This window comes from Pleurocapsa sp. PCC 7319, assembly GCF_000332195.1.
In the GTDB taxonomy this organism is placed as follows: domain Bacteria; phylum Cyanobacteriota; class Cyanobacteriia; order Cyanobacteriales; family Xenococcaceae; genus Waterburya.
Map to the genome: position 1 here is coordinate 5,514,023 of NZ_KB235922.1, position 22,179 is coordinate 5,536,201.

The window sequence follows — 22,179 nt, forward strand, 5'->3', positions numbered from 1 at the left end:
TGATAATTTAATTAATGTAGTGGATATACCAATTATTACTTCAACTTTTTTCCTCACCCTGTTAATGATGATTGGGTTGTTCTTCTTCATTCGGGCTTCAGTCAAAGACCGAACGACACAAATTCGCTTAATTCCTTCTGAGTCAGAGGATATTCTGCTCAAAAAACTGCAGTCGTATTTTGAAGCTCGAGCTTATCAACTAGTTGCTGTGGATGCAGACAAGCAAAAAATAACATTTAGGGGATTTGTGCAACCTAGTCTATTTTTAGCTATTCTTCTCAGCTTTTTAGCAGGAGTTGGCTTATCTTGTTTAGCTTTAGTTTTGTTGCTGTTATTTCCTAATCCTAATCTTGATAATGTTTTCTGGCTTTTAGTTTTATTAGCACCTCTAGCTGGTATATTTTATTGGCGCAAAGCAGGGCGTTGGGAAGAAATACTACTTCAGGTCATATCTAACCAAAGCGATTACCCGCAGGGCTTGCACTCGAATGGGTGTACGCTTCGCGATCGCAACTTAATCGGTGTAACTGCCCATAGAGATGAGCTGATTCAACTACAAGCAAATTTGTCTGTACAAACAGCAGAATGAGACTCTGAAACCAATTAGAAATAAAGACTTACTTAGATACATTAAAAATGGGGATAACTATAGTTGCCATCCCCAAAATTTCCTTGATATTAGGTTGTATTCTGCTGATTACTACCTTATGGTTAAACTTTCAACGACTAACCATGGTAGCAACAGCTTTCTTACCATTATCCCAGTCTTGCTGGAGTTCAATAGCCTGTAAACTCGGAAAGAGAAAATGATTCTCCTCAACATACTGTGCTCCAAATAAGCCTTTTTCTGCCCAAAAGTAACGATCTGTAGTGTGTTCGTTCCTTTTAACTACCATGAGTGCCGGAGGGACAATACCGAGGGAGGATATGTAGTTACGGGCAGCTGTAACTGGCTTGTCTTCACCGCTTTCAATGTGATACTGAGGAACGAGCTCTAAAATCTTGCGCCCTTCTTGACGACGGCGGCTCTTACGTTTGCGTTTTCTTGCCAACCCTATTACCTCCTAAGTTTTGCTGCTGAAATATTGTGTGATCATAGCTACTAATTCATCAGTAATTGTATCGTAATGAACAAAAAAACACAACTCCTCATACCAAAAATATTGACGAAAAAGCTAGCTAAAATGCAGACTACAAAATATATTATGTATGATTGATAACAAGAGCCAATAGAATTAAGATTAGAAGTTGCGTATTGCCTAGAAAGAAAGATAATTATTGGGGTTGGTATGCTAGATTTACCATCAGTTATACTTTCTGGGAATTTTTGCCTTTGAAGCATTAATGTCTAATAATCATATTTCCAGCACTGAATTTACTACTTTATGCCAATCCCAAATGACACTGTTAAATAGAAGTTTGGGAGCAATTTGGAGTATTGTTTATTTAACAGAAGAATCAACTGAAGATGAACAAACTCAGTTATTTCCCTTTGCAATTTTTCCTCAAACGGATCATCACAATTTATCAAAACTTCCTGCTGTTGAATTATCTGAAATCTGGCAACAGTCTCAAAATCATTCTCTAGCCCGGTTGCTACCTGCAAATTTTGTCAGTACTCCAAAACTTTCCCCATCAGAGTGGAAGTCTGAGTCTCCAGAGAGAAAACAACTGATATTGCCTCTGATTTATCAAGAAAATTTTCTGGGATTATTGGTAACTGGACGAAAAGATCGGGAATGGCATCAACAAGAATTAACCCAAATAGAGGAAATTGCTAGTACATTGGCGATCGCACGTTTTTTGGAATTACAACGTAAATGGACTCAACAAGAGTTAGCTCTCCAAGAAAATTTGCGCCGAATTGAACACGATCGCTTAGATGACTTATTGCATCAGTTGCGTAATCCGCTGACCGCTTTAAGGACATTTAGTAAATTACTCATGAAGCGTCTGTTACCAGCAGATCGGAATCTCTCAATCGTCAAAAGCATTTTAGAACAAAGCGATCGCTTTCAAGAGTTATTAAAACAATTTGAGGCAGAATCAGAGCAAGTAAAAGCAATTAATTCTCCTGCTTTTAAGAAAACTTCGGTTCCCTATTTAGAAACTAATGATAGTCTAGTTAACCAAAGTAATTTTTTATTACCTAGCTCTAATGCTGAATTTGAAGCCGTTGATTTAGAGCAAATATTGATACCGTTGTTAAAGACTGCTGAGGCGATCGCCGCTGAAAGAAATATCCAGTTACAGAGTAAGATTCCCCAGGCTTTACCTAAAATCACGGGAGATCTTGCGGCTTTAAGAGAAATTTTTAATAATTTAATTGATAATGCCTTCAAGTATACTCCCGCTGGAGGAAAAGTAGAGCTGGATATCCAGACAAAACAATTGAAAACCAATTCCAAAATGTTGGGTGTAGTTATTCGAGATACTGGTTATGGTATCCCCAGTAAGGACCAAGAGCGCATTTTTGAACGCCATTACCGAGGTGTTCAAGCAGAAAGTAGTATCCCGGGGACGGGACTGGGGCTAGCGATCGCTCAAGAACTGGTGATTAAAATGCAGGGAGAAATTGAATTAATCAGTCCTAACAATTTATTAGAAGATCGTCCTGGGACTACTTTTATTGTTTGGCTACCGATCTCAATTGATAATTAATAATTAATAATTGATCTGTTAATGCGAAAATTATATTTTTTGTTGCCAGGAACAAAGGGGAAGTTTGGTGGTGGCGGGCTGTGGGCAGAATTGAATACCTGTACATTAGCGCAACAAATTTGTGAGGCGGAGATAGTTACTTATCGCCAACGAGAAACAGAGCATTCTTTTTTAGCTGATATATTGCCAGGATGTAAACCTGAATCATCAATTTTTATAATTGGTTGGGGTTTTGATGTTCCCAAAATCATCCCTAAGTTGAAGGGACAAAATATTATCTATCATGCCCATAGTGCGAACTATGGCTTTAAAATACCGTCAGAAATTCCCATTATCACCGTCAGTCGTAACACAATGGGATATTGGGGAGAGCAAGCTGCAAATGGATTAATTTATTATTTACCCAATCAAATTGGCGCTCAATTTCGCAATTTTAATCAACCAAGAGATATTGATATTCTGGTACAAACCCGTAAATCTTCTGAGTATTTACTAAAACAATTAATTCCAGCTTTAAAATCTCGTTATCGAGTAGAAATTATTGATAGCTATGTTGAAGACCTAGCAGGATTATTTAATCGCAGTAAAATTTACCTTTATGACTCAGCAGAATATTGGGCAGTAAGTGGAGTAACAGAAGGATTTGGCTTACCGCCTCTAGAAGCTTTAGCTTGTGGTTGTGAAGTATTCTCAAGTGTTAATCATGGGCTGGCAGATTTTCTCGATCCTGGATTTAACTGTCACAAAATTGCCGGATATAGCCTAGGATACGATTTGACCAGAATTGCTCACGTTCTAGAACGTCTAGAACAATCATCTTCATTCGTACTGTCAGGGGGTGAAGATCGCAGCAAGAATGTTACCGTAGCTAACCAATCGCCATCAAAAAAGTTACTTGAATCTTTGCTGGCAGAATATCGTAGTGAAAATTTGATATCCAAATTAGAAATAATCTTGACCGAGATAAATTGCTTTTTCGATTATTGTTTAGAAGATTCAGAGAATATTAAAGGCTTGAATAAAATTAGGATTGAGAAATTAAAAATCCACCGAACAATATCCAAAATACAGCAAAAATTTAAAACCTTAATCAAAGCTAATAGCTAACAGCCAAAAAATCAGCCTAGCAACATCAAACACTGGTATCTAAGGGTCTTCGATGGCAGATACAGCAAGCTTTTCCTACTACCAGAAAGCAGCAAAATATGCTAGAATCTATTTACGAAATGCTACTATATTGGACTTTATTGGCTATAAAAGAGAAATAATCCGAGTTTTTTAGCCATTAATCCAAATTATCGCATATATTTGGAGTTTTTCACAGTATGACCACTTCCCAGGAACGGATTATCCCCACTGATCTGAGTAACGAAATGTCTCGCTCCTATCTGGAGTATGCCATGAGTGTAATTGTTGGCCGGGCATTGCCAGATGCTAGGGATGGTCTAAAACCAGTCCATCGTCGCATTCTTTATGCGATGTACGAACTAGGATTAACTCCAGATCGTCCTTTTCGTAAGTGTGCCCGTGTTGTCGGGGAAGTATTAGGTAAATATCATCCTCACGGTGATACTGCTGTTTACGATGCTTTAGTCAGGATGGCACAAGATTTCTCCATGAGAAATCCCCTAATTAACGGACATGGTAACTTCGGCTCGATTGATAACGATCCTCCCGCTGCGATGCGTTATACCGAATGTCGTTTGCAAACTTTGGCAACGGATTCTTTACTGCGAGATATTGAGGCAGAAACAGTAGATTTTGCCGATAACTTTGATGGCTCACAGCAAGAACCAGTAGTCTTGCCTGCGAGAATTCCTCAGTTGCTACTCAACGGTTCATCGGGTATCGCTGTGGGAATGGCAACCAATATTCCACCACATAATTTAGGAGAATTAATTGAAGGAGCGATCGCTCTGATTCATAATCCAGTAATTAGTGACCTGGAATTAATGCAATACATAAAAGGTCCTGATTTTCCTACAGGAGGGCAAATCATCGGTAGAGCCGGTATTAAAGAAGCCTACACCACAGGACGAGGCTCAATTACCATGCGGGGGGTAGCAGAAATTGAAACCCTGCAACAAAGCGGTCGAGCCGATAAAGAAGCAATTATTATTACTCAGCTACCCTACCAAACCAATAAATCATCTTTAATTGAGAAGATTGCCGATCTGGTCAACGATAAGAAAATCGACGGTATTTCGGATATTCGGGACGAAAGTGATCGCACCGGAATGCGGGTGGTGATTGAACTCAAACGAGATGCTTATCCTCGGGTTGTCCTCAACAATCTCTACAAACAAACTGCTGTACAGGCAAACTTTGGGGCTAATATGCTGGCATTAGTTAACAGTGAACCCCAATTGTTAACCATTCGTCACTTTCTCCAGGTCTTTTTAGACTTTCGTGTCGAAGCAATCACTAGACGAACTCGCTACCAGCTACGTAAAGCGGAAGAAAGAGATCATCTCTTACAGGGTTTGTTGATTGCCCTCGATAACATTGATGCCATTATCCATTTAATTAGAGGGGCTGCCGATACTGCTACTGCTAAGAATGAGTTGGTGGAAAGTTATGGCTTATCTCAAACCCAAGCTGATGCTATTCTTCAAATGCAGTTACGTCGCTTAACTGCCCTAGAAGCGGAAAAAATTCAAGCAGAACATGAAGATCTTCAGACTCAGATTGCCGACTTAAACGATATTCTGGCACGAAAAGAACGCATCGAAGCGATTATCGAATCGGAACTTACCAATATCAAGAATGTTCATGCTACTCCGCGTCGCACTGAGATTGTCCAAGGAGAGGGAGAACTTTTAGACAAAGACCTAATTGCCAACGAACAGTCGGTAATTCTGCTCACTGAACAGGGCTATATCAAACGGATGCCTGTTAGTACTTTTGAAGCTCAGAGTCGGGCAACGAGAGGGAAAGCAGCGGCCAAGATGAAGGAAAACGACGGTGTAGAACACTTTATGACCTGTTGTGATCATGATACCGTCTTATTCTTTAGCGATCGCGGAGTAGTCTATTCTTTCCATGCCTACCAAATTCCTGCTACTTCTCGTACCGCCAGGGGAATTCCGATCGTCCAAATGTTGCCCATTTCTCAGGCAGAGAAAATCACTTCGATGATCTCAGTGAGCGAGTTTACCGAAGATGAATATCTAGTGATGCTAACTCGTAAAGGCAATATTAAGAAAACCGCTCTTTCTGCTTTTGCTAATATTCGTTCCAATGGCTTAATTGCTATTTCTCTCCAGGAAGAAGATGAACTACGTTGGGTACGTTTGGCCACAGAAGAAGATAGCGTAATTATTGGTACACGCCAGGGCAAGGCAATTCACTTTAAGACTAATAAACAGCAACTCCGTCCTTTAGGTAGATCAACCAAAGGTGTTAAGTCTATGAAGCTAAGGGGAGATGATGAATTGATTAGCATGGATATTATTCCTTCCCAGATTGTTGCCACCATTGGTGAAACAGGAGATGAAGAGGAAGACGAGAATGCCGAAGAGTTAGTGGACGAAGGAGTAGATAATGGCCCTTGGTTATTAGCTATTACCAACAACGGCTATGGTAAACGAGTTCCAATATCCAAATTCCGCCTGCAAAATCGTGCCGGAATGGGAGTTAGAGCTATTAAGTTTAAATCAAAAGACGATTGCTTAGTAGCAATTGATATTGTTAACCCAGAAGATGAACTGATGATTGTCACCAACCGTGGCATTATGATTCGTCAAGCAGTTCAAGCCATATCATTACAATCCCGTACTGCTACTGGAGTCAGAGTCCAAAAGCTCGATCAGGATGATGCGATCGCTGCGGTTGCTCCCGTTCCTCCTATTGCTGAATCAGAAAATAATGAAGAAGTAGAAGTAGAATAGCGGAATTGTTGACCAATCCTCAGGTACAAAATTTATGTTTCAATAGACAGGTATTTTCCTCCCGTATTCGTAAAGTAGGTATTAAAATTATGAAGACTTAGATAAAAGCCATAGATGCAACTGTGCCGATGGATGCCAATCTCGTAGGAAAAACTATTCAGGGACGTTACTATATCGTCAAACAGCTGGGACGAGGTGGCGTTGGAGTCACTTTTTTAGCTCAAGATCAACAGTGCTTTGATAGTCAGTGTGTCGTCAAACAATTAAAACCAAAATCAGACAATCCCAAAACTTTAGAAATAGCTCGGCGATTATTCAATCGAGAAGCAGAAATTATGAATCGTCTGGGATACTGCGATCGCATCCCGCGATTATTAGCCTATTTTGAAGATCACAAAGACTTTTTTCTCGTTCAAGAATTAATTGAAGGGCACGATCTAAGTCAAGAAATAGTTTCTGGCAAACCGTGGTCGGAAGAGAAAACCATTATCCTCCTCAAGGACATTCTCGAGGTACTATTAGTCGTACAACAGCATAGTGTGATTCATCGCGACTTAAAGCCCTCCAATTTAATGCGACGGACGAAAGACAACAAAATTGTTTTAATTGATTTTGGCTCAGTTAAACAGGTAAGTACGCAAGTTATCGATACGGCAGGACAAATAAAACAAACTGTAGCAGTTGGTACCAAATCTTATATGCCTATGGAGCAAATGATGGGTCGTCCTGGGTTTCATAGTGACATTTATGCTGTGGGAATTATTGCCATCCAAGCTTTAACTGGGGTAACTCCCAAACAATTTACTTTCAACCAAAATGGGGAAATAATCTGGCGGAATAAACTCAATAAAAAGGTAAATTACCAACCTCGCTTTCTCAATATTTTAGATAAAATGGTTCGCTATCGTTTTCAAGAAAGATATACTTCAGCAGGGGTTGTGCTATCTGATTTAGAGCAATTAGACGCAGAACAAAACAATAATAAAGAGACAATTGTAATTTCTAATCAAAATCCACCCGTAACTAAATCTCAACAGCCTCAAGGACGCTCTAATATCAATCTCACAACCAAAATTATTAGTAAACAGTCAGAGACGGCTAATATTCAGCAACCTCAGCTCGTAAATCATCCAGCTTATCTTTCGAGTAATCATAATGAATTCCTCAGTGTCAATCGCTCGGAGTCTCAAACGAAATCAAAATCAGGATTGAAATCTAAGGTTGTAGCTGCTGTTTTTGTGGGAGTAGGTTTACTAGCTGCTTTGGGTACTTGGCTTCATGGGAACAATAGAACTGTCGAACCGGAAATTGAACTATCACTTTATGAAAATCCTAGCCAAGGTTTTCGGGTCAATTACCCCGAAGTGTGGTCGAAACAAAATCGAGATGATTTTTTTGCTACTGGAGTTGTATTTTTTTCTCCCCTGGAAGATGACTCAGATCGTTTTAAAGAGCGAGTTAGTGTCTTGGTCGAAAATCTATCGAGTGAGATGTCTTTAGCGCAATATACTGATGAATCAATCGCCGAAATTAAAAGACTATCTGATCCCAAAGTCGGTGCAGCCCAGTCTATAATTCTGGGTCAAAGTGAAGCTAGACAAGTAGTCTATCATGGGGAAGAAAATGGCAACCGAGTCCAAAGAATGCAAACCTGGTCGGTCAAAAATAAGCAAGCTTACGTAATTACCTACACAGCAAAACCAGATAGCTATGATAGTTATTTGCCCACGGTAGAAAAAATGATTGAATCTTTCGAAACCATTAGCAACTGACAAGAGATAATAAATTAGGCTGGAATATTTACTTTTTCATCTCCTCCTAAACCAAAAGCTCCATGTACTGCATTCAGACCTTTGACTCCATCTGCTTCATCGATTACACAACTAATTTTGATTTCCGAAGTAGTAATCATTTGGATATTAATTTGAGCTTGAGCTAGGGCAGCAAAAAATTTGGCAGCTACTCCTGGATGCCCGATCATTCCCGCACCAACTATGCTCAATTTAGCGATCGCTTTATCTCCAGAAACGTCACCACAGCCAATTTTTTGGTTTAACTCAGTAATTGCTTCACAGGCTAGATCGGCATCACTTTGGGCAACAGTAAAAGCAATATCGCGGGTAGGAATATTATTGATGATATGACAACGTTGGGATTGAATAATAGCATCGACACTGATACTTTTCTTGGCTAGCAAGCTAAATATCTGCGCCGCCATCCCCGGAACATCTGGCACCTGGCGAATAGCAATACGTGCTTGATTCGTATCGAGAGCTACGCCTCTAACGGGAGGATGTTCACCCTGATACCTATTGGCAGTAATTTCTTTTTGAGAGCTGAGATCGACATCAAACGCCTGGGAAAGGATATGCAAGGCACGATCGCATTCTGACTCGTGAACAACACAGCTAACCTTGACTTCTGAAGTAGAAATCATCTGAATATTAATTTTGGCATCTGCCAGAGTCTTAAACATCTTAGCCGCAATCCCCGGGCGACCAATCATACCCGCACCAGAAATAGCAACCTTAGCAATTTCTTGATCAATCATCACCTCCGCTTCTGTCGAGGCTGCTGGATGGGTACGTAGAGATGGAGCGATCGCTTCAGCCACTGCCTCTGCTTGTTTCAAGACTTGATTGACCACAGTAAAGGAAATATCGTTAGTGTTACCTTCGTGAATCGATTGAATGATTAAATCAACATCAATATTTTGGTTTGCTATCTCTCCAAATAGCTTTGCGGCAACACCTGGAGAATCTGGCACATGTAACATTGCAATTTTAGCCTGATCTCGGTCGATTTCTACACCATCTACTGCTTTAGCAATTTCCATGCCCTGTAGCGAACGGGGCTGAGGTAAGCGAGATACTACTTTGGTCCCCGGGCGATCGCTCCAGCTAGATAAAACTATCAATGGCATACCATAATTTCGGGCAATCTCCACTGCACGGGGATGTAACACTTTAGCTCCCAAACTAGCTAATTCCAGCATTTCATCAGCGGTAATCTCTGACATTAGTTGAGCAGAAGGAACAAGACGGGGATCTGTTGTCAAAATACCAGGTACATCAGTATATATTTCACAACGATCTGCCTTCAACGAAGCAGCTAAAGCCACAGCTGAAGTATCAGAACCACCTCTACCCAAAGTAGTAATTTCTAAATCTTCAGTACTGCTGACCCCCTGAAAGCCGGCTACTACTACCACCTCTCCCTGATTTAGATGTCTTTCCAAACGATCTGTACATATTTGCAAAATTCTGGCTCGACTATGTTCTGCTTCGGTGACAATTCCCACTTGTGCCCCTGTCAGGGAAATAGCTGGCTGCCCTAATTCTTGCAATGCCATACTAAGCAAGGCAATGGTCACTTGTTCCCCCGTAGACAACAGCATATCCATTTCGCGACGACAGGGATTACTCGATACCTCACTTGCCAACTTAACTAAAGTATCTGTAGTTTTGCCCATTGCTGAGACCACTACTACTAAATTATTTCCTTGTTGAGCAGTCTTGCGCACTCTATTCGCCACAGCCTGGATGCGCTCAACTGAGCCAACAGATGTACCACCATATTTTTGAACAACCAAAGCCATAATCTTTTTCTCTCAATCCCACAGAGGCATCGCTTATATTATCAGTTATTAGCTACAAGTTGCCAGTGATTTTGGTTGATATTTGTTTTTCATTGACTGATTAAGACATTTAACTAAGTCTAATGTCACAGTTATACAACTTATTTGCTCAGCCTATTTGGTTAGATTTAACTTAATTACTATTCAGCAATTTGGCAATCAACACCAAAATTTGTTAGCCTATACGTAGTCATAACGAGTATGAGTTATAAGATCAAATGATTAAGATAATTGGCATTACAGGTAGCCTTCGCACCGATTCTTATAGTGCTTTGGCATTGCAGCAAGCGCTAAATCGAGTTCAAGCATTAGGTGCAGAAGTTGAACTTCTTGATTTGAGAGATATAAAATTACCTTTTTGTGATGGAGGTAGTGAATATCCTGATTATCCCGATGTGAATGTGTTGCGAGATCAGGTGAAAGCTAGTGATGGTTTGATTTTGGCAACTCCTGAATATCACGGTAGCGTTAGTGGAGTTTTAAAAAATGCTCTAGATTTGATGAGTTTTGAACATTTATCAGATAAAGTGACTGGATTAATTAGTGTCTTGGGAGGGCAATCCAATAGTAATGCGCTCAATGACCTCAGAATTATTTTGCGTTGGGTACATGGATTTGTAATTCCCGAACAAATTGCTGTTGGACAAGCATGGCAAGCTTTTGATCAAGATGGTAAGTTGAAGGATGCCAAGCTATCTGAAAGATTTGATGGATTTGCTCAAAGTTTAGTCGATCACACAATTAAGCTAAGAAAATAGATTACTGATTACTGATGGGAACATTGTGCTGTCTAAGAGGATATCTTAAAAGTCTCAATGGCTACTTATGAGTTAATTTATCCTAACGGGATTACTGGGTTTCAACTTCATCATCTACGTATTGGATCTAACTTTTAAGTAACAAAATTTACTTTTCAGACATCATCTAAAGGAGACTCGCTGAACCAAGAATCCCACTGCTTTAACGACCGACTTAAGGAGGGAGTGTAGCCGTGAGGAGTGACAATGAGTTAATAATTTATATCTCATCCCATAATTGATTGCCAAAATCTAGATTACTATTAAATATTGATTGCATATGCAACTAGATTCGGACAATCATGGGTAAAAAAGCAAAGCTCAAAAAAATACGGCAACAAGATAAAGCAAAAGTAAAATCTAACCAAAAGTATAATCAGACCGAGTTTGTTGAGCAATTTGAGAGAATGGGATACCAATTACAAATAGATCCTAAACTACAGCCTAAAACCAATAGAGGAAATATTTCTCCGGAAATTCCTCATGATCAAATTGAACCTCAGCTGTAGTTTATCCCAATCAAAAAATTTAGTTCAAAATATTTTTAATAGCTTTGTGGCTTAGTTCCCAACTAGATATAGGCAAGGTAATGGGCCATACTAAAGAAGCAATTAACAAAAAAGACCAAGATATCAAATCATTATTGGGTGTGCTTCGATCTTGGTAAAAAAGTATAAACCAATATGTAAAGATCATCAAAGTAATTATCCAGTACCAAGTCACAATATTTTCAGACATCATTTTGTAAGCTCAAGTAACTATATTTTCCTTATTATTATTGACAACAATAAAAATAGTAATAAGTACAAATACTTGCTGTGCTTGTTTACTAATTCAATTGTTAGTTGTTATGTCGAATTAAAATTGAGATAAATCTACTTTTTATTAATGTATTATCTGTTCTTTCTTTGTTTATTTTCTTCTTGCTGCTACTCAAATAAATATCTTTCTTAGCTTAAGTTTCGTGACTTGTAAACTGACTTAATTCCCCAAAAAACCAGGTTTTGATCGACAATTATTTGTGGCATGATTTCAGGAAATTGTATGGATAAATATTGAGCTAGTACATTAGCATCTCCACCTGTAAAAATTACTTTACTGTTTAGAAATTTTCGTTGCCAATCAATGATATAGCTATGAATACCAGCGATCTGGGTATGAATAACACCACTGGCGATCGCCTGATTGGTATCCAATGTCCAACGAGGGGGCAATATTTTGGGGAGAGTTATCTCTGGAAGATTAGCAGTTCTTTGTTTGAGACTAGTAAATTGCAGTCTTAAACCAGGTAAGATTGCTCCTCCAAGTAGTTGCTTTATAGGGTTTACTGCTGTAAAAGTTAAAGCTGTTCCCCCATCTATAACCAAACAGGGATAACCATAAGTTTCTCCCGCACCCCAAACAGCTAATGCACGGTCAATCCCCATAGTAGGATAAATATTTTTGATGTCAACATCTTTGAGAGTAACTAAGTTCAAATCAGCATAGTTTTGCCATAATTTTGTTTGTTTCGGCACAACTGAAGCCAAATAAATTGGAGTTGGTTTGGTTAAGTTTTGTTGCTTAAAATTAGTCGCTAAAAACTGCTGGGGAATTTGATTTAGTCTGATTTCAGTTGATAAATGCGGTGTATCCCATTGTTCTATTAAGATATTATGTCTAAACCAAGCCCAATGTAATCTAGAATTTCCAATGGCCACTGCTAACCAATTTTCTAATTCTAAACATTTATCATTCACTATTACAATTTACTAAAGTTAATGTGTTTACGTTAAGTTGATTGTCATTAATTAAATATTTTCTCCTCGTTCTGAATACAGTTTTTTAATATATCTTAATTGTAGATAGATAGTTAATAACCTAATTATTATTGTTTACTAGGCTTTTATAACTAGGATTTTTGGTTTATTTAGTAATTAGATAATATTACAAATTACTACAACTTTAATATTTGTCCTGGGAGCAAATAGGATAATCAAGAGCAAGATTATTAGAGAATAAATTGAAGTAACTTTACGTACAGAAAACTTTAGTTGAAAATCTGATAATTTTTCAAATTACCATTAATGATGGTTGAAAGATTATGTTTAACTTACTTAATGTCCTATTTGCTTTTATCGTAGTTGGAGTCTTGCTCTTAATTGCAAGGTTCATTAAACATAAAATTAGGCTATTTCAAACACTTTATTTACCAGAATCAATTATAGCTGGTGCGATCGCTCTGCTACTTGGTTCAGGAGCTTTGGGGGCGATCGCCGTATCATTAGGAGCTAATCCTGACTCTTATTTAGCTGGGGGTTTGTTCCCTGAGGAAATGAGGGAAGTTTGGTCGCAATCCCCTGGAGTATTTATCAATATAGTCTTTGCAGCTTTATTTTTAGGAGAACACATTCCCAATCCTAAAGAAATATGGCGTAAAACCGCTCCTCAGGTAGCTTTTGGTCAAACTTTGGCTTGGGGACAATATGTTATTGGTATTTTAGTTACCTTAGTGGTTTTAACTCCCTTGTTAGGGGCTAATCCAATTGCAGGAGCCTTGATCGAAATTGGTTTCGAGGGAGGGCATGGTACAGCTGGTGGGATGGCAGACACCATGACCGAGTTGGGTTTTCCTGAAGGAGGCGACTTAGCATTAGGTTTGGCTACCGTTGGTATTGTCACCGGAATTATATTTGGGACAGTACTGGCTCATTGGGGTCGTCAAAAAGGGTATATTGAGTCTGAGCCTGTTTCCGTTACCAGTGGTGATGCCCAGTTCCAAGAAACAGCACCCACCGAACCTAGTAGTGTATTGGCAAAAAGAGCTAGACTAATGCAAAACTTGCTAGTCGATCCTCTATCGCTTAACTTCGGTTTTACAGGAATAGCGATCGCGATTGGGTGGGTAATTCTACAAATCATGACCTTAATTGAATCAGCTACTTGGGGGCGTAATGGTTTAGAACTAGTAGGAGCAGTACCTTTATTTCCAATGGCATTGATTGGTGGCATCATCATTCAATTGTTCATGAAACGCTTAGATCTCGATGTCTTAATTATTAGAAGATTACAAGAGCGAATCGCAGGGGTCGCTTTAGATATTTTAGTAGTAACTGCTTTGGCCTCAATTAACTTGGCTGTGTTAGGAGCAAATATTGGTGTATTCCTAACTTTAGCAATTGTTGGTATTACGTGGAATGTTCTGGCATTTATTTATATTGCTCCTCGAATTTTGCCTGTATATTGGTTTGAGCGCGGAATTGGAGACATGGGACAGTCAATGGGTGTAACTGCTACAGGTATTCTGTTGATTCGTATGGTTGACCCCAAAAATCGTACAGGAGCATTTGAAAGCTTTGCCTATAAACAATTGTTTTTTGAACCTATTGTGGGCGGAGGTTTGTTTACTGCTGCCGCTCCAGCTTTAATCAATCAGTTTGGCTCGATATCGATTTTATTTTTAACGGCTGGATTACTAGCTTTTTGGCTCATTTTTGGCATCATCAATTGTAAAAGAACTGCCAAGAAGCTACAAGAAGAACAGGCGATCGCCGAACCTCAAACTAACCCTGTGGGATAGAGAAGTTTACTAAGAAATAATTTTTAATTGTATGAGCGTAAAATCCACATCTTTCGCGAGCAAGGTGTGGATTTTTTTGATCAAGCGAAGACGTATGGTTGATATTTATAATATTTTGGACGAGAATCTAATCTGATATGTAGCCAAGGTACTCCTCCGCCCGCAGTATTCAACCAAATCGGAGCATCACTAAGATTCTTTTGCATAACTGCCCCCACTTTTTGCCATAAATTGTGTTTTTGTTCCTCTGGGGCATGGCGTATGAAGCTCGCTAAATGACCATAGGATGATTTTGCTCCTTGCTGAGAAGGCACAATTAAAAGTGCATCTTTACCAAGATTGGCAAAGGTAATGATACTTTCCGGCGCATTTTTAACTAAATAATTATTAAAAGCGGTAGAATCAGGAATTTTATTGAGTAGAGGATTATCTAACACCACAAATTCAAATATTTTATTTAGAGTATTTTTGGTTGTAGCGGGAGTTTCCCAGCCATAAGCTGAGAAAGGTGCATTAGCTAGTAGTGAAATAAAAAATGTGCGAAAAGTACGATTGCTCTGCCATAAATCAATTATTTCACTATATCTAAGATAATGATTATCGGTAATAATCCGAATTTGTTGAATCTTGTTATTGATATCTTGAATTTCTGACTTATACATAAATAAATCAATAAGATGTTAAGTGTTTAAATTGGTTTTGAGGAAAGGGAATAGGGAATAGGGAATAGGGAATAGGCAAAGTATTGCATCAATATTCTAGATTTACATGCTACTTAGCTTAATTTTGAATATTTTAATTGCACTAATTTGATTACCAAATTAATAATTTAAAAGTATGGCTCAAATGTTACCAGAAACTAATTATAGAGAATTATTATTATGGATATTTCGTTGTAGAAAACGGTTGAAAGTAATAGGGAAATCGATGCTTCCTTTGTTAGAGCCAGGAACAGAAATATTAATTAATCCCAATGCATACCAAAAATTAATGCCAAAAATTGGTGATATTATCGTTACAACTCATCCCTATCATCCAGAACTTAGTATTGTTAAAAGAATTACAGCAATAAATAAAGATGGAAGTTACTTTTTAACAGGGGATAACCTCACTGAAAGTACCGATAGTCGTCATTGGGGCAGTATAAAACTGGAAGATATTATTGGTCAGGTAACAAGTAGTTTTAACTGAAAATAGTAATAATGCGATCGCTATAGCGGTGGCGAAGCCAATCGCGAAGCGTACACCCATTCGAGTGCAAGCCCTGCGGGTAATCGCCTCTGGCGGTGGGCGGAGCGCAATCGCTCTGAAGATTTAAATAGATGGGTCAATATTTTAAGGGATAGCCATCAAAACGATTGACTTTGTCTGGGAAAGAGTGAAAGGCTCGCGGGGTGACAAGCTAATTAAAAGTGTTACAGGGGTTGGGTTTTAGGGGGTAGGGGATAGGGAAGATGTAGAGGCAAACAGGTGCAACCAGGAGTAATTAATAACGATAAGATTGAGTCTTTTGTAAGATCGAGGCTGTATGACTCAAAAAATACTGTCTCAAATTTGAAATAATTTAGACGAGACAGTATTGATGTTTTTTTGGGTTTTGGTGCTTAAATGGCGATCGCTTATTCTGAGACTTCCGTTGTTTCAGTTGCTTCTGCTGGTGTCACCACAGGTTTTTGTTGCTGTTGTTGTTCGAGAATCCTTTGTTGCTGGAGACGCTTAAAATCTGATGCCGAATTATTTAATTGCCCTTGAGATTCTTCATCAAATTCTAATGCGCTACGTCGATTTGATTGTTGGGCGCGGTGCATTAAATCGATGGGATCTAAATCTCCTGAAGTTTCACCAAAAAAAGTACTTTTTTCATTAGATTGATAACCTTCATTATCAGATCTAGATTGGGCAAAAGTAGCTGAATTCAAACTAGCCACCAAAGTCAATGTCAATCCTAGTCCCAAACTAATACTAAGCTGGTTTAATCTACTCTTGCTTACCATAATTACACCTCACAATAAAAATCAGTTAAAAATCAAATCACTTAAGATTAATTGTTAAGCAAAACGACGACGCAATAGAGGCTGAATTGCTAGAAGTACTAAAGCATCAAAAGCCAATAACACTAGAATAACACCACCAAAACTAAATCCGATCCAAGGTGTATCCATTACCATGCTGTTGATTGCCCAATCTCCATGACTGTAGATATAGCGAATTGGTTCGATCGCATAAGTTAAAGGATTTAGACTAGCAATCACCTGAAGCCAACCAGCCATAAAGTCTAGGGGAGCAAGGGCGGTACTAGCAAACAACAAAGGTAAATTAGTTACAAAAATCACGGCAATCAGTTCAATATGACCAGGTAAAGCAAAAGCTAGACCCAAACTTAATGCAGTTACTCCCAAAACAATCAGAAAGACGAGCAAAGCGATCGCACTTAAGCCCGAAATTCCTGGCAACCCTGCTCCCAAAATCGCACTAGCCAAGATAATTACTGCGGTTTGAATAAAGCTTAAAGCAATAATATAGACCGTAGAAGCAGCCACAATCGAATATCTAGTAGACAAAGGTGCTACCAATAAACGATTGAGAAAGCCAAATTCGCGGTCAAACATTACCGGTAGCCCGGCATTTAAGGCTCCAGAAAAGGCGGTAAATACAATTACTCCTGGTGCCAGGAATTTAGCATAACTTAAGTCATTCCCAAATAAACCAGAAGGTGCTTTGCTAAACAGCGCACCAAAGAGAATTAACCACATAAAAGGCTGGATAACTCCCGCAATTAGAGTTGAAGGACGACGTTGTAGTTGAATAAATAGACGCTGGGTAAGGGCTAATGTTTCCTGAATAAAATCCCCTAAAGAGCTATTTTTCTCGTTACTTTGTTTGCTGATTGCAGGGTTTGGTGCTAAGGCGGATTTGATATTTCTATTGGAAATTGACTGACTCATAATTTATCTATCTTGTTGGAGTATTAGTTCTAGAAGAAGTTGAGATAGTTACTAATTGCTAATCGCTAATTGTTAATTGCAGCAACAATTACTTCATTTGCAGTTTTTTCTCTTTTTTCAGATCTCTGGTACTGGCTGCTGCCATTTCAGCATCCATAATAGTTTGACCAGTAGCAGCAAGATATACATCGTCAAGACTGGGTCGAGATTGAGCCAAACTAAAGGTAGGCAGATCTATCTCTGATAGTGATTGCTCGATTTTGCTGAGGGAACTTTGACCAGATTTAACGATTAAATTAAGAGAATTTCCTTGAACAGTATTAATAATTACTTCCTCGACAAAAGGTAAAGATTCGAGGATATGTTTGGCTCGATCTGCTTCTTCATCAGGGGTGAACTCACGAATACGGAGGGTAACACGATCGCCGCCTAACTTGTTTTTTAATTCTGATGGTGTTCCCTCATCAATCAAAACCCCTTGACCGATAATAGCCAGACGGTCGGCTAGAGCATCAATTTCTTCTAAATAATGACTAGTAATTAGTACCGTTGTCCCTGCTGTTTGCAATTCTCGTAAAAATTCCCAAACCACCATTCGGCTTTCGATATCTAAACCGACTGTAGGTTCATCCAGAACTAAAACTTCCGGTTGATGTAATAACCCCGCAGCTAAATCGAGACGTTTACGAATACCTCCAGAATATGTGCCTGTTTGATTGTCAGCATATTCTGTTAGTCCTAAGACTGCGATTAGTTGCTCAATGCGATCGCTAATCAGTTTTTTGGGTAAGTGATAAAGTGCTGCTTGAAGCTTTAATAATTCTCTGCCAGTTAACACTTTATCAATCGCTACTTCTTGGGCGACATAACCGAGTCTTTGTCTGACTGCTTTGGGAGATGAGAGAGCTGAAACCCCTCCTACCTCTATCTTACCGCTATCAGGTTTGGCTAAAGTACATAAACAGCGAATTGTCGTAGTTTTTCCTGCTCCATTAGGACCCAATAAACCAAAAATTTCTCCTGGTTGAACAGAAAAGGAGATATCTTTTACCGCTTGGACATCGCCATAGCTTTTCCGTAAGTTTTCAATTAAAACGGCAGCAGCCATACTATTTTATTAAAAAATATTTTTTCTATATATTCATTGTAGTAGTTCAGCCTGGAATAGATATTAAGTGATTGCTAAACCTTGGTTGTAATCGAATGGGAGATTTTCTCCTCAGGAGCCACACACCCTAAATATTCATCTACCACCTCATTGGTTTGGCCAATCATTTTAATCTGACCCTGTTCCATCCAAATAGTTTTATGACAGTTTTGACGAATCATTTCCATGGAATGAGAAACCAGTAACACTGTGACGTGATCTTGCCAAAACTCTTCCATTCTTTGGCTACATTTATTTTTAAAGCTAACATCTCCTACTGAAAGTACTTCATCTAGAATTAAAATATCAGGTTTCACATCTGTGGCGATCGCAAATCCTAAACGGGCAGTCATCCCCGAAGATAATCCCTTAACTGGCACTAGAGCATAGTTTTCTAACTCGGCAAACTCTAAAATAAACTTGGCTCTGGCTCTCATCTCTGACTGAGAATAGCCGAGCATTACCCCATAAAGAATAATATTATCCATCACAGCTAATTCTGAATCAAAGCCCGCTCCCAATTCAATTAGAGGTGCAACTTTTCCTCTGACTCTAACTACACCAGAAGTGGGCTGTAAAATACCTGAAATCAGCTTCAACATGGTGGATTTGCCTGAGCCATTAGCCCCAATAATGCCAATTTTCTCACCGCAGCCGATAGTTAAATCGATATTGTCTAAGACGGCTTTTCTAGCGGGGTGACGATATTTGCCTTCCAAGAAGGAAAGTATTGTTTTTTTTAGGTCGTAGGAAAATTCTTCTTGAGTTCTACGCCATAGGGAAACTCCATCTAATCTGATCGATTCTTGCATCATAAATTTATTTTTTATAGTAGATCCATAAACTGCGAACGCCAATTAGAAAAAACAACAGCACCAATAGTGAGAACAATTAAGCCGCTAGCCAAACTATGAATAATTAACATCAGATCGGGAAAATTTCCCGAGAGAGAAATTTGACGAATACTTTCAATAATGGGCAAGATAGGATTTAAAATTAAAAATCGAGCAACAGCTTCAGGGACAATATCTGAAGGATAAAAAACAGGCGAACTAATCCACAGTATAAAAGTTAATAGCTCGTAAAAATAAGACAGATCGCGGAAAAAAACATAGAGCGCACTCATCAACAAACCAACCCCAGTGCAAACTAAAACTAAGCCTGTAATGGGTAGAGCTAAGGCCGCAACATTAACTAAACTTTTAGAAATAAATAGGGTAACTACAATCAGTAACGGCAAAGTACCCATTAATAATTGGAAGACATTCGCTCCAATGGTAGAGAGAGGAAAAATAAATAGAGGTAAACGTATTTTGTTAACCATCCCTCCATTTTCTACAACACTAGCTAGAGCTTGGGCAGTAGACGAAGAGAAAAAATTAATTACTACTAGTCCAGTAAAAGCTGCTAAGACATAATTTAGGGTAGAGTTGCCATAATATTGAGCGAAAGTCGCACCAAAAATTGCCGTATATAAACCAGTCATTGCTAGAGGGTTTAGCAACGACCAATAGATCCCTAAAAATGAGCCTCGATATCTTCTTTTAAGGTTGCGTCTAATTAAAACAACTAGTAATTCGCGATACCAGGATAATTGTCCATAACCCTGGGTTTTAAAAATAGATGTAACCATATAGTAATTTTACGAGTGTCACGTGCAGGGAGTATTGTAAGCAAAAGTTGCCAAGAAAATGATAATGGATAATGAATTTGGTCAATTGTGACCATTATAAGTGGAAAATCAATAACTCATTTGTTAACAGACTCGAACATCATAAAAGACTATCAATTACTAGCTATTCAGCAATCTCGAGCCTATCTTGAAGTAAAAATAATTGTCTACTGTCCTTTTTTGATTGTCAATTCTTCTTTTTGATTACGAAAAAAATCTGTACTCTAGAGGCTGTTTTTGATTGAAAATAGAAGATTAGCGACTTCAAAGAGGGGGTGTTTTGCTTTAAACTGTTGATGGCTCATTAATATTCGGATTAAAGTAATAGCAATGGAAATAGGGCAAAAAGTAAAAGTTTGCAGAATCAAAGATCGAGTAAACGGAGGTGTGGCGAGCAAACTCGGCAAAGTCGGTACTGTTAAAGAATATAAAATGACTGACGGTAGTGGTGTTGGCGTGGTTGTTCAATTTGATGATCGCACTGCTACTTGGTTCTTTGAGGATGAAATTCAACCTGTCAACTAGTCATGCGTCAACCAGCTATTGGCCATTAGCTTGAAGCCAGCTCGAAAGAAAAATTTTAGCAACGGCAATTATCGGCAAATCTATTCCAATAAGCTGCTACTATTTGGAAACTATAATTACTTCAGCTAAAAATTTTTCAGAGGCATCACTCCTTTCTTGCTGAGTGCTAAGAGCCAAAAGCTAAAAGCTTTTAGATAAAATAAACTCTATATACAGACTAGATTATTTAAGATATGTCCTCGATCGTCACCTTTTTGGGTAAAGGCGGTACGGGTCGCACTACTAGCGCGATCGCAACTGCTAAAAAACTAGCTGCAGCAGGAAAAAAAGTTATTTTGATGGGACAAGATTCTAGCCCTGCTTGGGGGATGGCATTAGGGATCGATCCCTCCACCGAACCGCAATCAGTCAGTGCTAATTTTGCTGCCATGCAACTAAACACCACTGTATTGCTAGAAAATAGCTGGGAAGAAGTTAAACGACTAGAAGCCCAATACTTGCGATCGCCAATTCTTAAACAAGTATATGGTCAAGAGTTAGGTATTCTACCCGGTATGGATCGAGCCTTAGCTCTTAACACAATTCGTGAATACTATCAAAGCAATCAATATGACGTAATTATTTATGATGGTTCAGGAGGAATAGATACTCTAAGAATGTTCGGTATGCCAGAAATATTGAGCTGGTACTTCCGGCGTTTCCGAGGTATTTTCACTGAATCAGATATTGTGAAAGCTCTGTCCCCTTTTGTGCAACCAATTTCCAGTGCGGTGTTGAATACAGCTTGGACCACAGCAGATATTACAGAAAATACAGATAATCCTGCTAGTCAAATGCTAGAAAAAGGAACAGAAGCCTTAAGTCAGGGCAAGGTCTGGGGTTATTTGGTAACTACTCCTAACCCCATAGCAGTAGCCACAGCCAAGTATCTCTGGGGTAGTGCGCAGCAGGTTGGTCTAAGCGTGGGCGGAGTCTTGATTAACCAGGGCTCAATTACCGATAGTATCTCTGCGGATTTTGCCCCACTTAATGTTACCGAGCTACCTAATTTCGACGGCAGCAACTGGCAAACCCTCATGGATGGACTGCCTACTATTGGTGAAGAGATAGATACACCTCAGCCAATAGAATTTGTCATGGCAGAGCGCAAAATAAAAGTATTCTTGCCTGGATTTGATAAAAAAGACGTAAAACTAACCCAATATGGTCCAGAAATTACAGTTGAAGCAGGAGACCAAAGACGTAATATTACTCTTCCTCCTGCTTGGCGTGGTAATTCTGTGACTGGCGCGAAATTTCAAAAAGGATATTTAGAAGTAACTATTGGTTAAAATCGAAATTTAACA

General features: G+C 38.9%; 20 protein-coding genes. 11 read left to right on the forward strand and 9 right to left on the reverse strand.

What is annotated here, in order from left to right:
• The first annotated feature begins 19 nt into the window (after window positions 1-19).
• Window positions 20-589, forward strand: coding sequence for a cofactor assembly of complex C subunit B (locus tag PLEUR7319_RS0129110; protein ID WP_026102854.1), 570 nt, complete (start codon window positions 20-22; stop codon window positions 587-589).
• Between the two features lie 130 nt (window positions 590-719).
• Here the strand turns inward: PLEUR7319_RS0129110 and PLEUR7319_RS0129115 are convergent, their stop codons facing one another.
• Window positions 720-1,052, reverse strand: a complete 333-nt coding sequence (locus PLEUR7319_RS0129115) for a DUF3155 domain-containing protein (RefSeq protein WP_019508757.1) — start codon at window positions 1,050-1,052, stop codon at window positions 720-722.
• 292 nt (window positions 1,053-1,344) lie between these two features.
• Between PLEUR7319_RS0129115 and PLEUR7319_RS0129120 the strand changes: the two genes are divergently transcribed.
• From PLEUR7319_RS0129120 to PLEUR7319_RS37095, 4 genes are all read left to right on the forward strand, one after another.
• The gene (locus PLEUR7319_RS0129120; RefSeq protein WP_019508758.1) at window positions 1,345-2,661 is read left to right on the forward strand and encodes an ATP-binding protein; all 1,317 of its coding nucleotides are present in this window, start codon (window positions 1,345-1,347) and stop codon (window positions 2,659-2,661) included.
• Between the two features lie 21 nt (window positions 2,662-2,682).
• Complete coding sequence (locus PLEUR7319_RS0129125; RefSeq protein ID WP_019508759.1) at window positions 2,683-3,768, forward strand: glycosyltransferase; 1,086 nt, start codon at window positions 2,683-2,685, stop codon at window positions 3,766-3,768.
• 218 nt (window positions 3,769-3,986) lie between these two features.
• The gene (gene gyrA, locus PLEUR7319_RS0129135; protein ID WP_026102855.1) at window positions 3,987-6,551 is read left to right on the forward strand and encodes a DNA topoisomerase (ATP-hydrolyzing) subunit A; all 2,565 of its coding nucleotides are present in this window, start codon (window positions 3,987-3,989) and stop codon (window positions 6,549-6,551) included.
• Between the two features lie 128 nt (window positions 6,552-6,679).
• Window positions 6,680-8,323: a serine/threonine-protein kinase gene (locus PLEUR7319_RS37095; RefSeq protein WP_019508762.1), complete on the forward strand. Its 1,644-nt coding sequence runs from the start codon at window positions 6,680-6,682 to the stop codon at window positions 8,321-8,323.
• 14 nt (window positions 8,324-8,337) lie between these two features.
• On the opposite strand, the gene PLEUR7319_RS0129145 is transcribed toward PLEUR7319_RS37095, so the two are convergent.
• Complete coding sequence (locus tag PLEUR7319_RS0129145) at window positions 8,338-10,149, reverse strand: aspartate kinase (protein WP_019508763.1); 1,812 nt, start codon at window positions 10,147-10,149, stop codon at window positions 8,338-8,340.
• A gap of 257 nt (window positions 10,150-10,406) precedes the next feature.
• Between PLEUR7319_RS0129145 and PLEUR7319_RS0129150 the strand changes: the two genes are divergently transcribed.
• A complete protein-coding gene (locus PLEUR7319_RS0129150) occupies window positions 10,407-10,946 on the forward strand; it encodes an NADPH-dependent FMN reductase (RefSeq protein ID WP_019508764.1) in 540 nt (179 codons plus the stop codon).
• A 341-nt stretch (window positions 10,947-11,287) separates the two neighbouring features.
• Window positions 11,288-11,494 carry a hypothetical protein gene (locus tag PLEUR7319_RS0129155; protein ID WP_019508765.1) on the forward strand — a complete coding sequence of 69 codons (207 nt, stop codon included), beginning with the start codon at window positions 11,288-11,290 and terminating at the stop codon, window positions 11,492-11,494.
• A gap of 441 nt (window positions 11,495-11,935) precedes the next feature.
• On the opposite strand, the gene PLEUR7319_RS0129165 is transcribed toward PLEUR7319_RS0129155, so the two are convergent.
• Window positions 11,936-12,724 carry a pantothenate kinase gene (locus PLEUR7319_RS0129165; RefSeq protein WP_019508767.1) on the reverse strand — a complete coding sequence of 263 codons (789 nt, stop codon included), beginning with the start codon at window positions 12,722-12,724 and terminating at the stop codon, window positions 11,936-11,938.
• 344 nt (window positions 12,725-13,068) lie between these two features.
• On the opposite strand from PLEUR7319_RS0129165, the gene PLEUR7319_RS0129170 reads away from it, so the two are divergent.
• On the forward strand, window positions 13,069-14,544 hold the full coding sequence (locus PLEUR7319_RS0129170; RefSeq protein ID WP_019508768.1) for a sodium/glutamate symporter: 1,476 nt from the start codon (window positions 13,069-13,071) through the stop codon (window positions 14,542-14,544).
• A gap of 80 nt (window positions 14,545-14,624) precedes the next feature.
• Here the strand turns inward: PLEUR7319_RS0129170 and PLEUR7319_RS0129175 are convergent, their stop codons facing one another.
• A complete protein-coding gene (locus PLEUR7319_RS0129175; protein ID WP_019508769.1) occupies window positions 14,625-15,206 on the reverse strand; it encodes a hypothetical protein in 582 nt (193 codons plus the stop codon).
• 175 nt (window positions 15,207-15,381) lie between these two features.
• Here PLEUR7319_RS0129175 and sodX point away from each other — a divergent pair, with 175 nt between their 5' ends.
• Complete coding sequence (sodX, locus tag PLEUR7319_RS0129180) at window positions 15,382-15,735, forward strand: nickel-type superoxide dismutase maturation protease (protein WP_019508770.1); 354 nt, start codon at window positions 15,382-15,384, stop codon at window positions 15,733-15,735.
• Between the two features lie 428 nt (window positions 15,736-16,163).
• Here sodX and PLEUR7319_RS38660 read toward each other — a convergent pair whose 3' ends face one another.
• The 5 genes from PLEUR7319_RS38660 to PLEUR7319_RS0129205 form a co-directional block, all read right to left on the reverse strand.
• On the reverse strand, window positions 16,164-16,538 hold the full coding sequence (locus PLEUR7319_RS38660) for a hypothetical protein (RefSeq protein ID WP_019508771.1): 375 nt from the start codon (window positions 16,536-16,538) through the stop codon (window positions 16,164-16,166).
• Window positions 16,539-16,592: 54 nt separating this feature from the next.
• A complete protein-coding gene (locus PLEUR7319_RS0129190; protein WP_019508772.1) occupies window positions 16,593-17,489 on the reverse strand; it encodes an ABC transporter permease in 897 nt (298 codons plus the stop codon).
• Between the two features lie 88 nt (window positions 17,490-17,577).
• On the reverse strand, window positions 17,578-18,597 hold the full coding sequence (locus PLEUR7319_RS0129195; RefSeq protein WP_019508773.1) for an ATP-binding cassette domain-containing protein: 1,020 nt from the start codon (window positions 18,595-18,597) through the stop codon (window positions 17,578-17,580).
• A 74-nt stretch (window positions 18,598-18,671) separates the two neighbouring features.
• Window positions 18,672-19,448, reverse strand: a complete 777-nt coding sequence (locus PLEUR7319_RS0129200; protein ID WP_019508774.1) for an ATP-binding cassette domain-containing protein — start codon at window positions 19,446-19,448, stop codon at window positions 18,672-18,674.
• A gap of 14 nt (window positions 19,449-19,462) precedes the next feature.
• A complete protein-coding gene (locus tag PLEUR7319_RS0129205; RefSeq protein WP_019508775.1) occupies window positions 19,463-20,269 on the reverse strand; it encodes an ABC transporter permease in 807 nt (268 codons plus the stop codon).
• Between the two features lie 369 nt (window positions 20,270-20,638).
• Here PLEUR7319_RS0129205 and PLEUR7319_RS0129210 point away from each other — a divergent pair, with 369 nt between their 5' ends.
• Both PLEUR7319_RS0129210 and PLEUR7319_RS0129215 read left to right on the forward strand, forming a co-directional pair.
• Complete coding sequence (locus tag PLEUR7319_RS0129210; RefSeq protein WP_019508776.1) at window positions 20,639-20,833, forward strand: DUF2862 domain-containing protein; 195 nt, start codon at window positions 20,639-20,641, stop codon at window positions 20,831-20,833.
• A 233-nt stretch (window positions 20,834-21,066) separates the two neighbouring features.
• Window positions 21,067-22,164: an ArsA family ATPase gene (locus PLEUR7319_RS0129215; RefSeq protein WP_019508777.1), complete on the forward strand. Its 1,098-nt coding sequence runs from the start codon at window positions 21,067-21,069 to the stop codon at window positions 22,162-22,164.
• The last annotated feature ends 15 nt before the right edge of the window (window positions 22,165-22,179 follow it).

Coding starts and splice junctions, on each gene's coding strand:
- PLEUR7319_RS0129125 (WP_019508759.1), top strand. CDS start 2,683: ATGCGAAAATTATATTTTTTGTTGCCAGGAACAAAGGGGAAGTTTGGT.
- PLEUR7319_RS0129215 (WP_019508777.1), top strand. CDS start 21,067: ATGTCCTCGATCGTCACCTTTTTGGGTAAAGGCGGTACGGGTCGCACT.
- PLEUR7319_RS0129195 (WP_019508773.1), bottom strand. CDS start 18,597: ATGGCTGCTGCCGTTTTAATTGAAAACTTACGGAAAAGCTATGGCGAT.
- PLEUR7319_RS0129205 (WP_019508775.1), bottom strand. CDS start 20,269: ATGGTTACATCTATTTTTAAAACCCAGGGTTATGGACAATTATCCTGG.
- PLEUR7319_RS0129200 (WP_019508774.1), bottom strand. CDS start 19,448: ATGCAAGAATCGATCAGATTAGATGGAGTTTCCCTATGGCGTAGAACT.
- gyrA (WP_026102855.1), top strand. CDS start 3,987: ATGACCACTTCCCAGGAACGGATTATCCCCACTGATCTGAGTAACGAA.
- PLEUR7319_RS0129210 (WP_019508776.1), top strand. CDS start 20,639: ATGGAAATAGGGCAAAAAGTAAAAGTTTGCAGAATCAAAGATCGAGTA.
- PLEUR7319_RS0129155 (WP_019508765.1), top strand. CDS start 11,288: ATGGGTAAAAAAGCAAAGCTCAAAAAAATACGGCAACAAGATAAAGCA.
- PLEUR7319_RS0129120 (WP_019508758.1), top strand. CDS start 1,345: ATGTCTAATAATCATATTTCCAGCACTGAATTTACTACTTTATGCCAA.
- PLEUR7319_RS0129145 (WP_019508763.1), bottom strand. CDS start 10,149: ATGGCTTTGGTTGTTCAAAAATATGGTGGTACATCTGTTGGCTCAGTT.
- PLEUR7319_RS37095 (WP_019508762.1), top strand. CDS start 6,680: ATGGATGCCAATCTCGTAGGAAAAACTATTCAGGGACGTTACTATATC.
- PLEUR7319_RS38660 (WP_019508771.1), bottom strand. CDS start 16,538: ATGGTAAGCAAGAGTAGATTAAACCAGCTTAGTATTAGTTTGGGACTA.
- sodX (WP_019508770.1), top strand. CDS start 15,382: ATGGCTCAAATGTTACCAGAAACTAATTATAGAGAATTATTATTATGG.
- PLEUR7319_RS0129190 (WP_019508772.1), bottom strand. CDS start 17,489: ATGAGTCAGTCAATTTCCAATAGAAATATCAAATCCGCCTTAGCACCA.
- PLEUR7319_RS0129175 (WP_019508769.1), bottom strand. CDS start 15,206: ATGTATAAGTCAGAAATTCAAGATATCAATAACAAGATTCAACAAATT.
- PLEUR7319_RS0129170 (WP_019508768.1), top strand. CDS start 13,069: ATGTTTAACTTACTTAATGTCCTATTTGCTTTTATCGTAGTTGGAGTC.
- PLEUR7319_RS0129150 (WP_019508764.1), top strand. CDS start 10,407: ATGATTAAGATAATTGGCATTACAGGTAGCCTTCGCACCGATTCTTAT.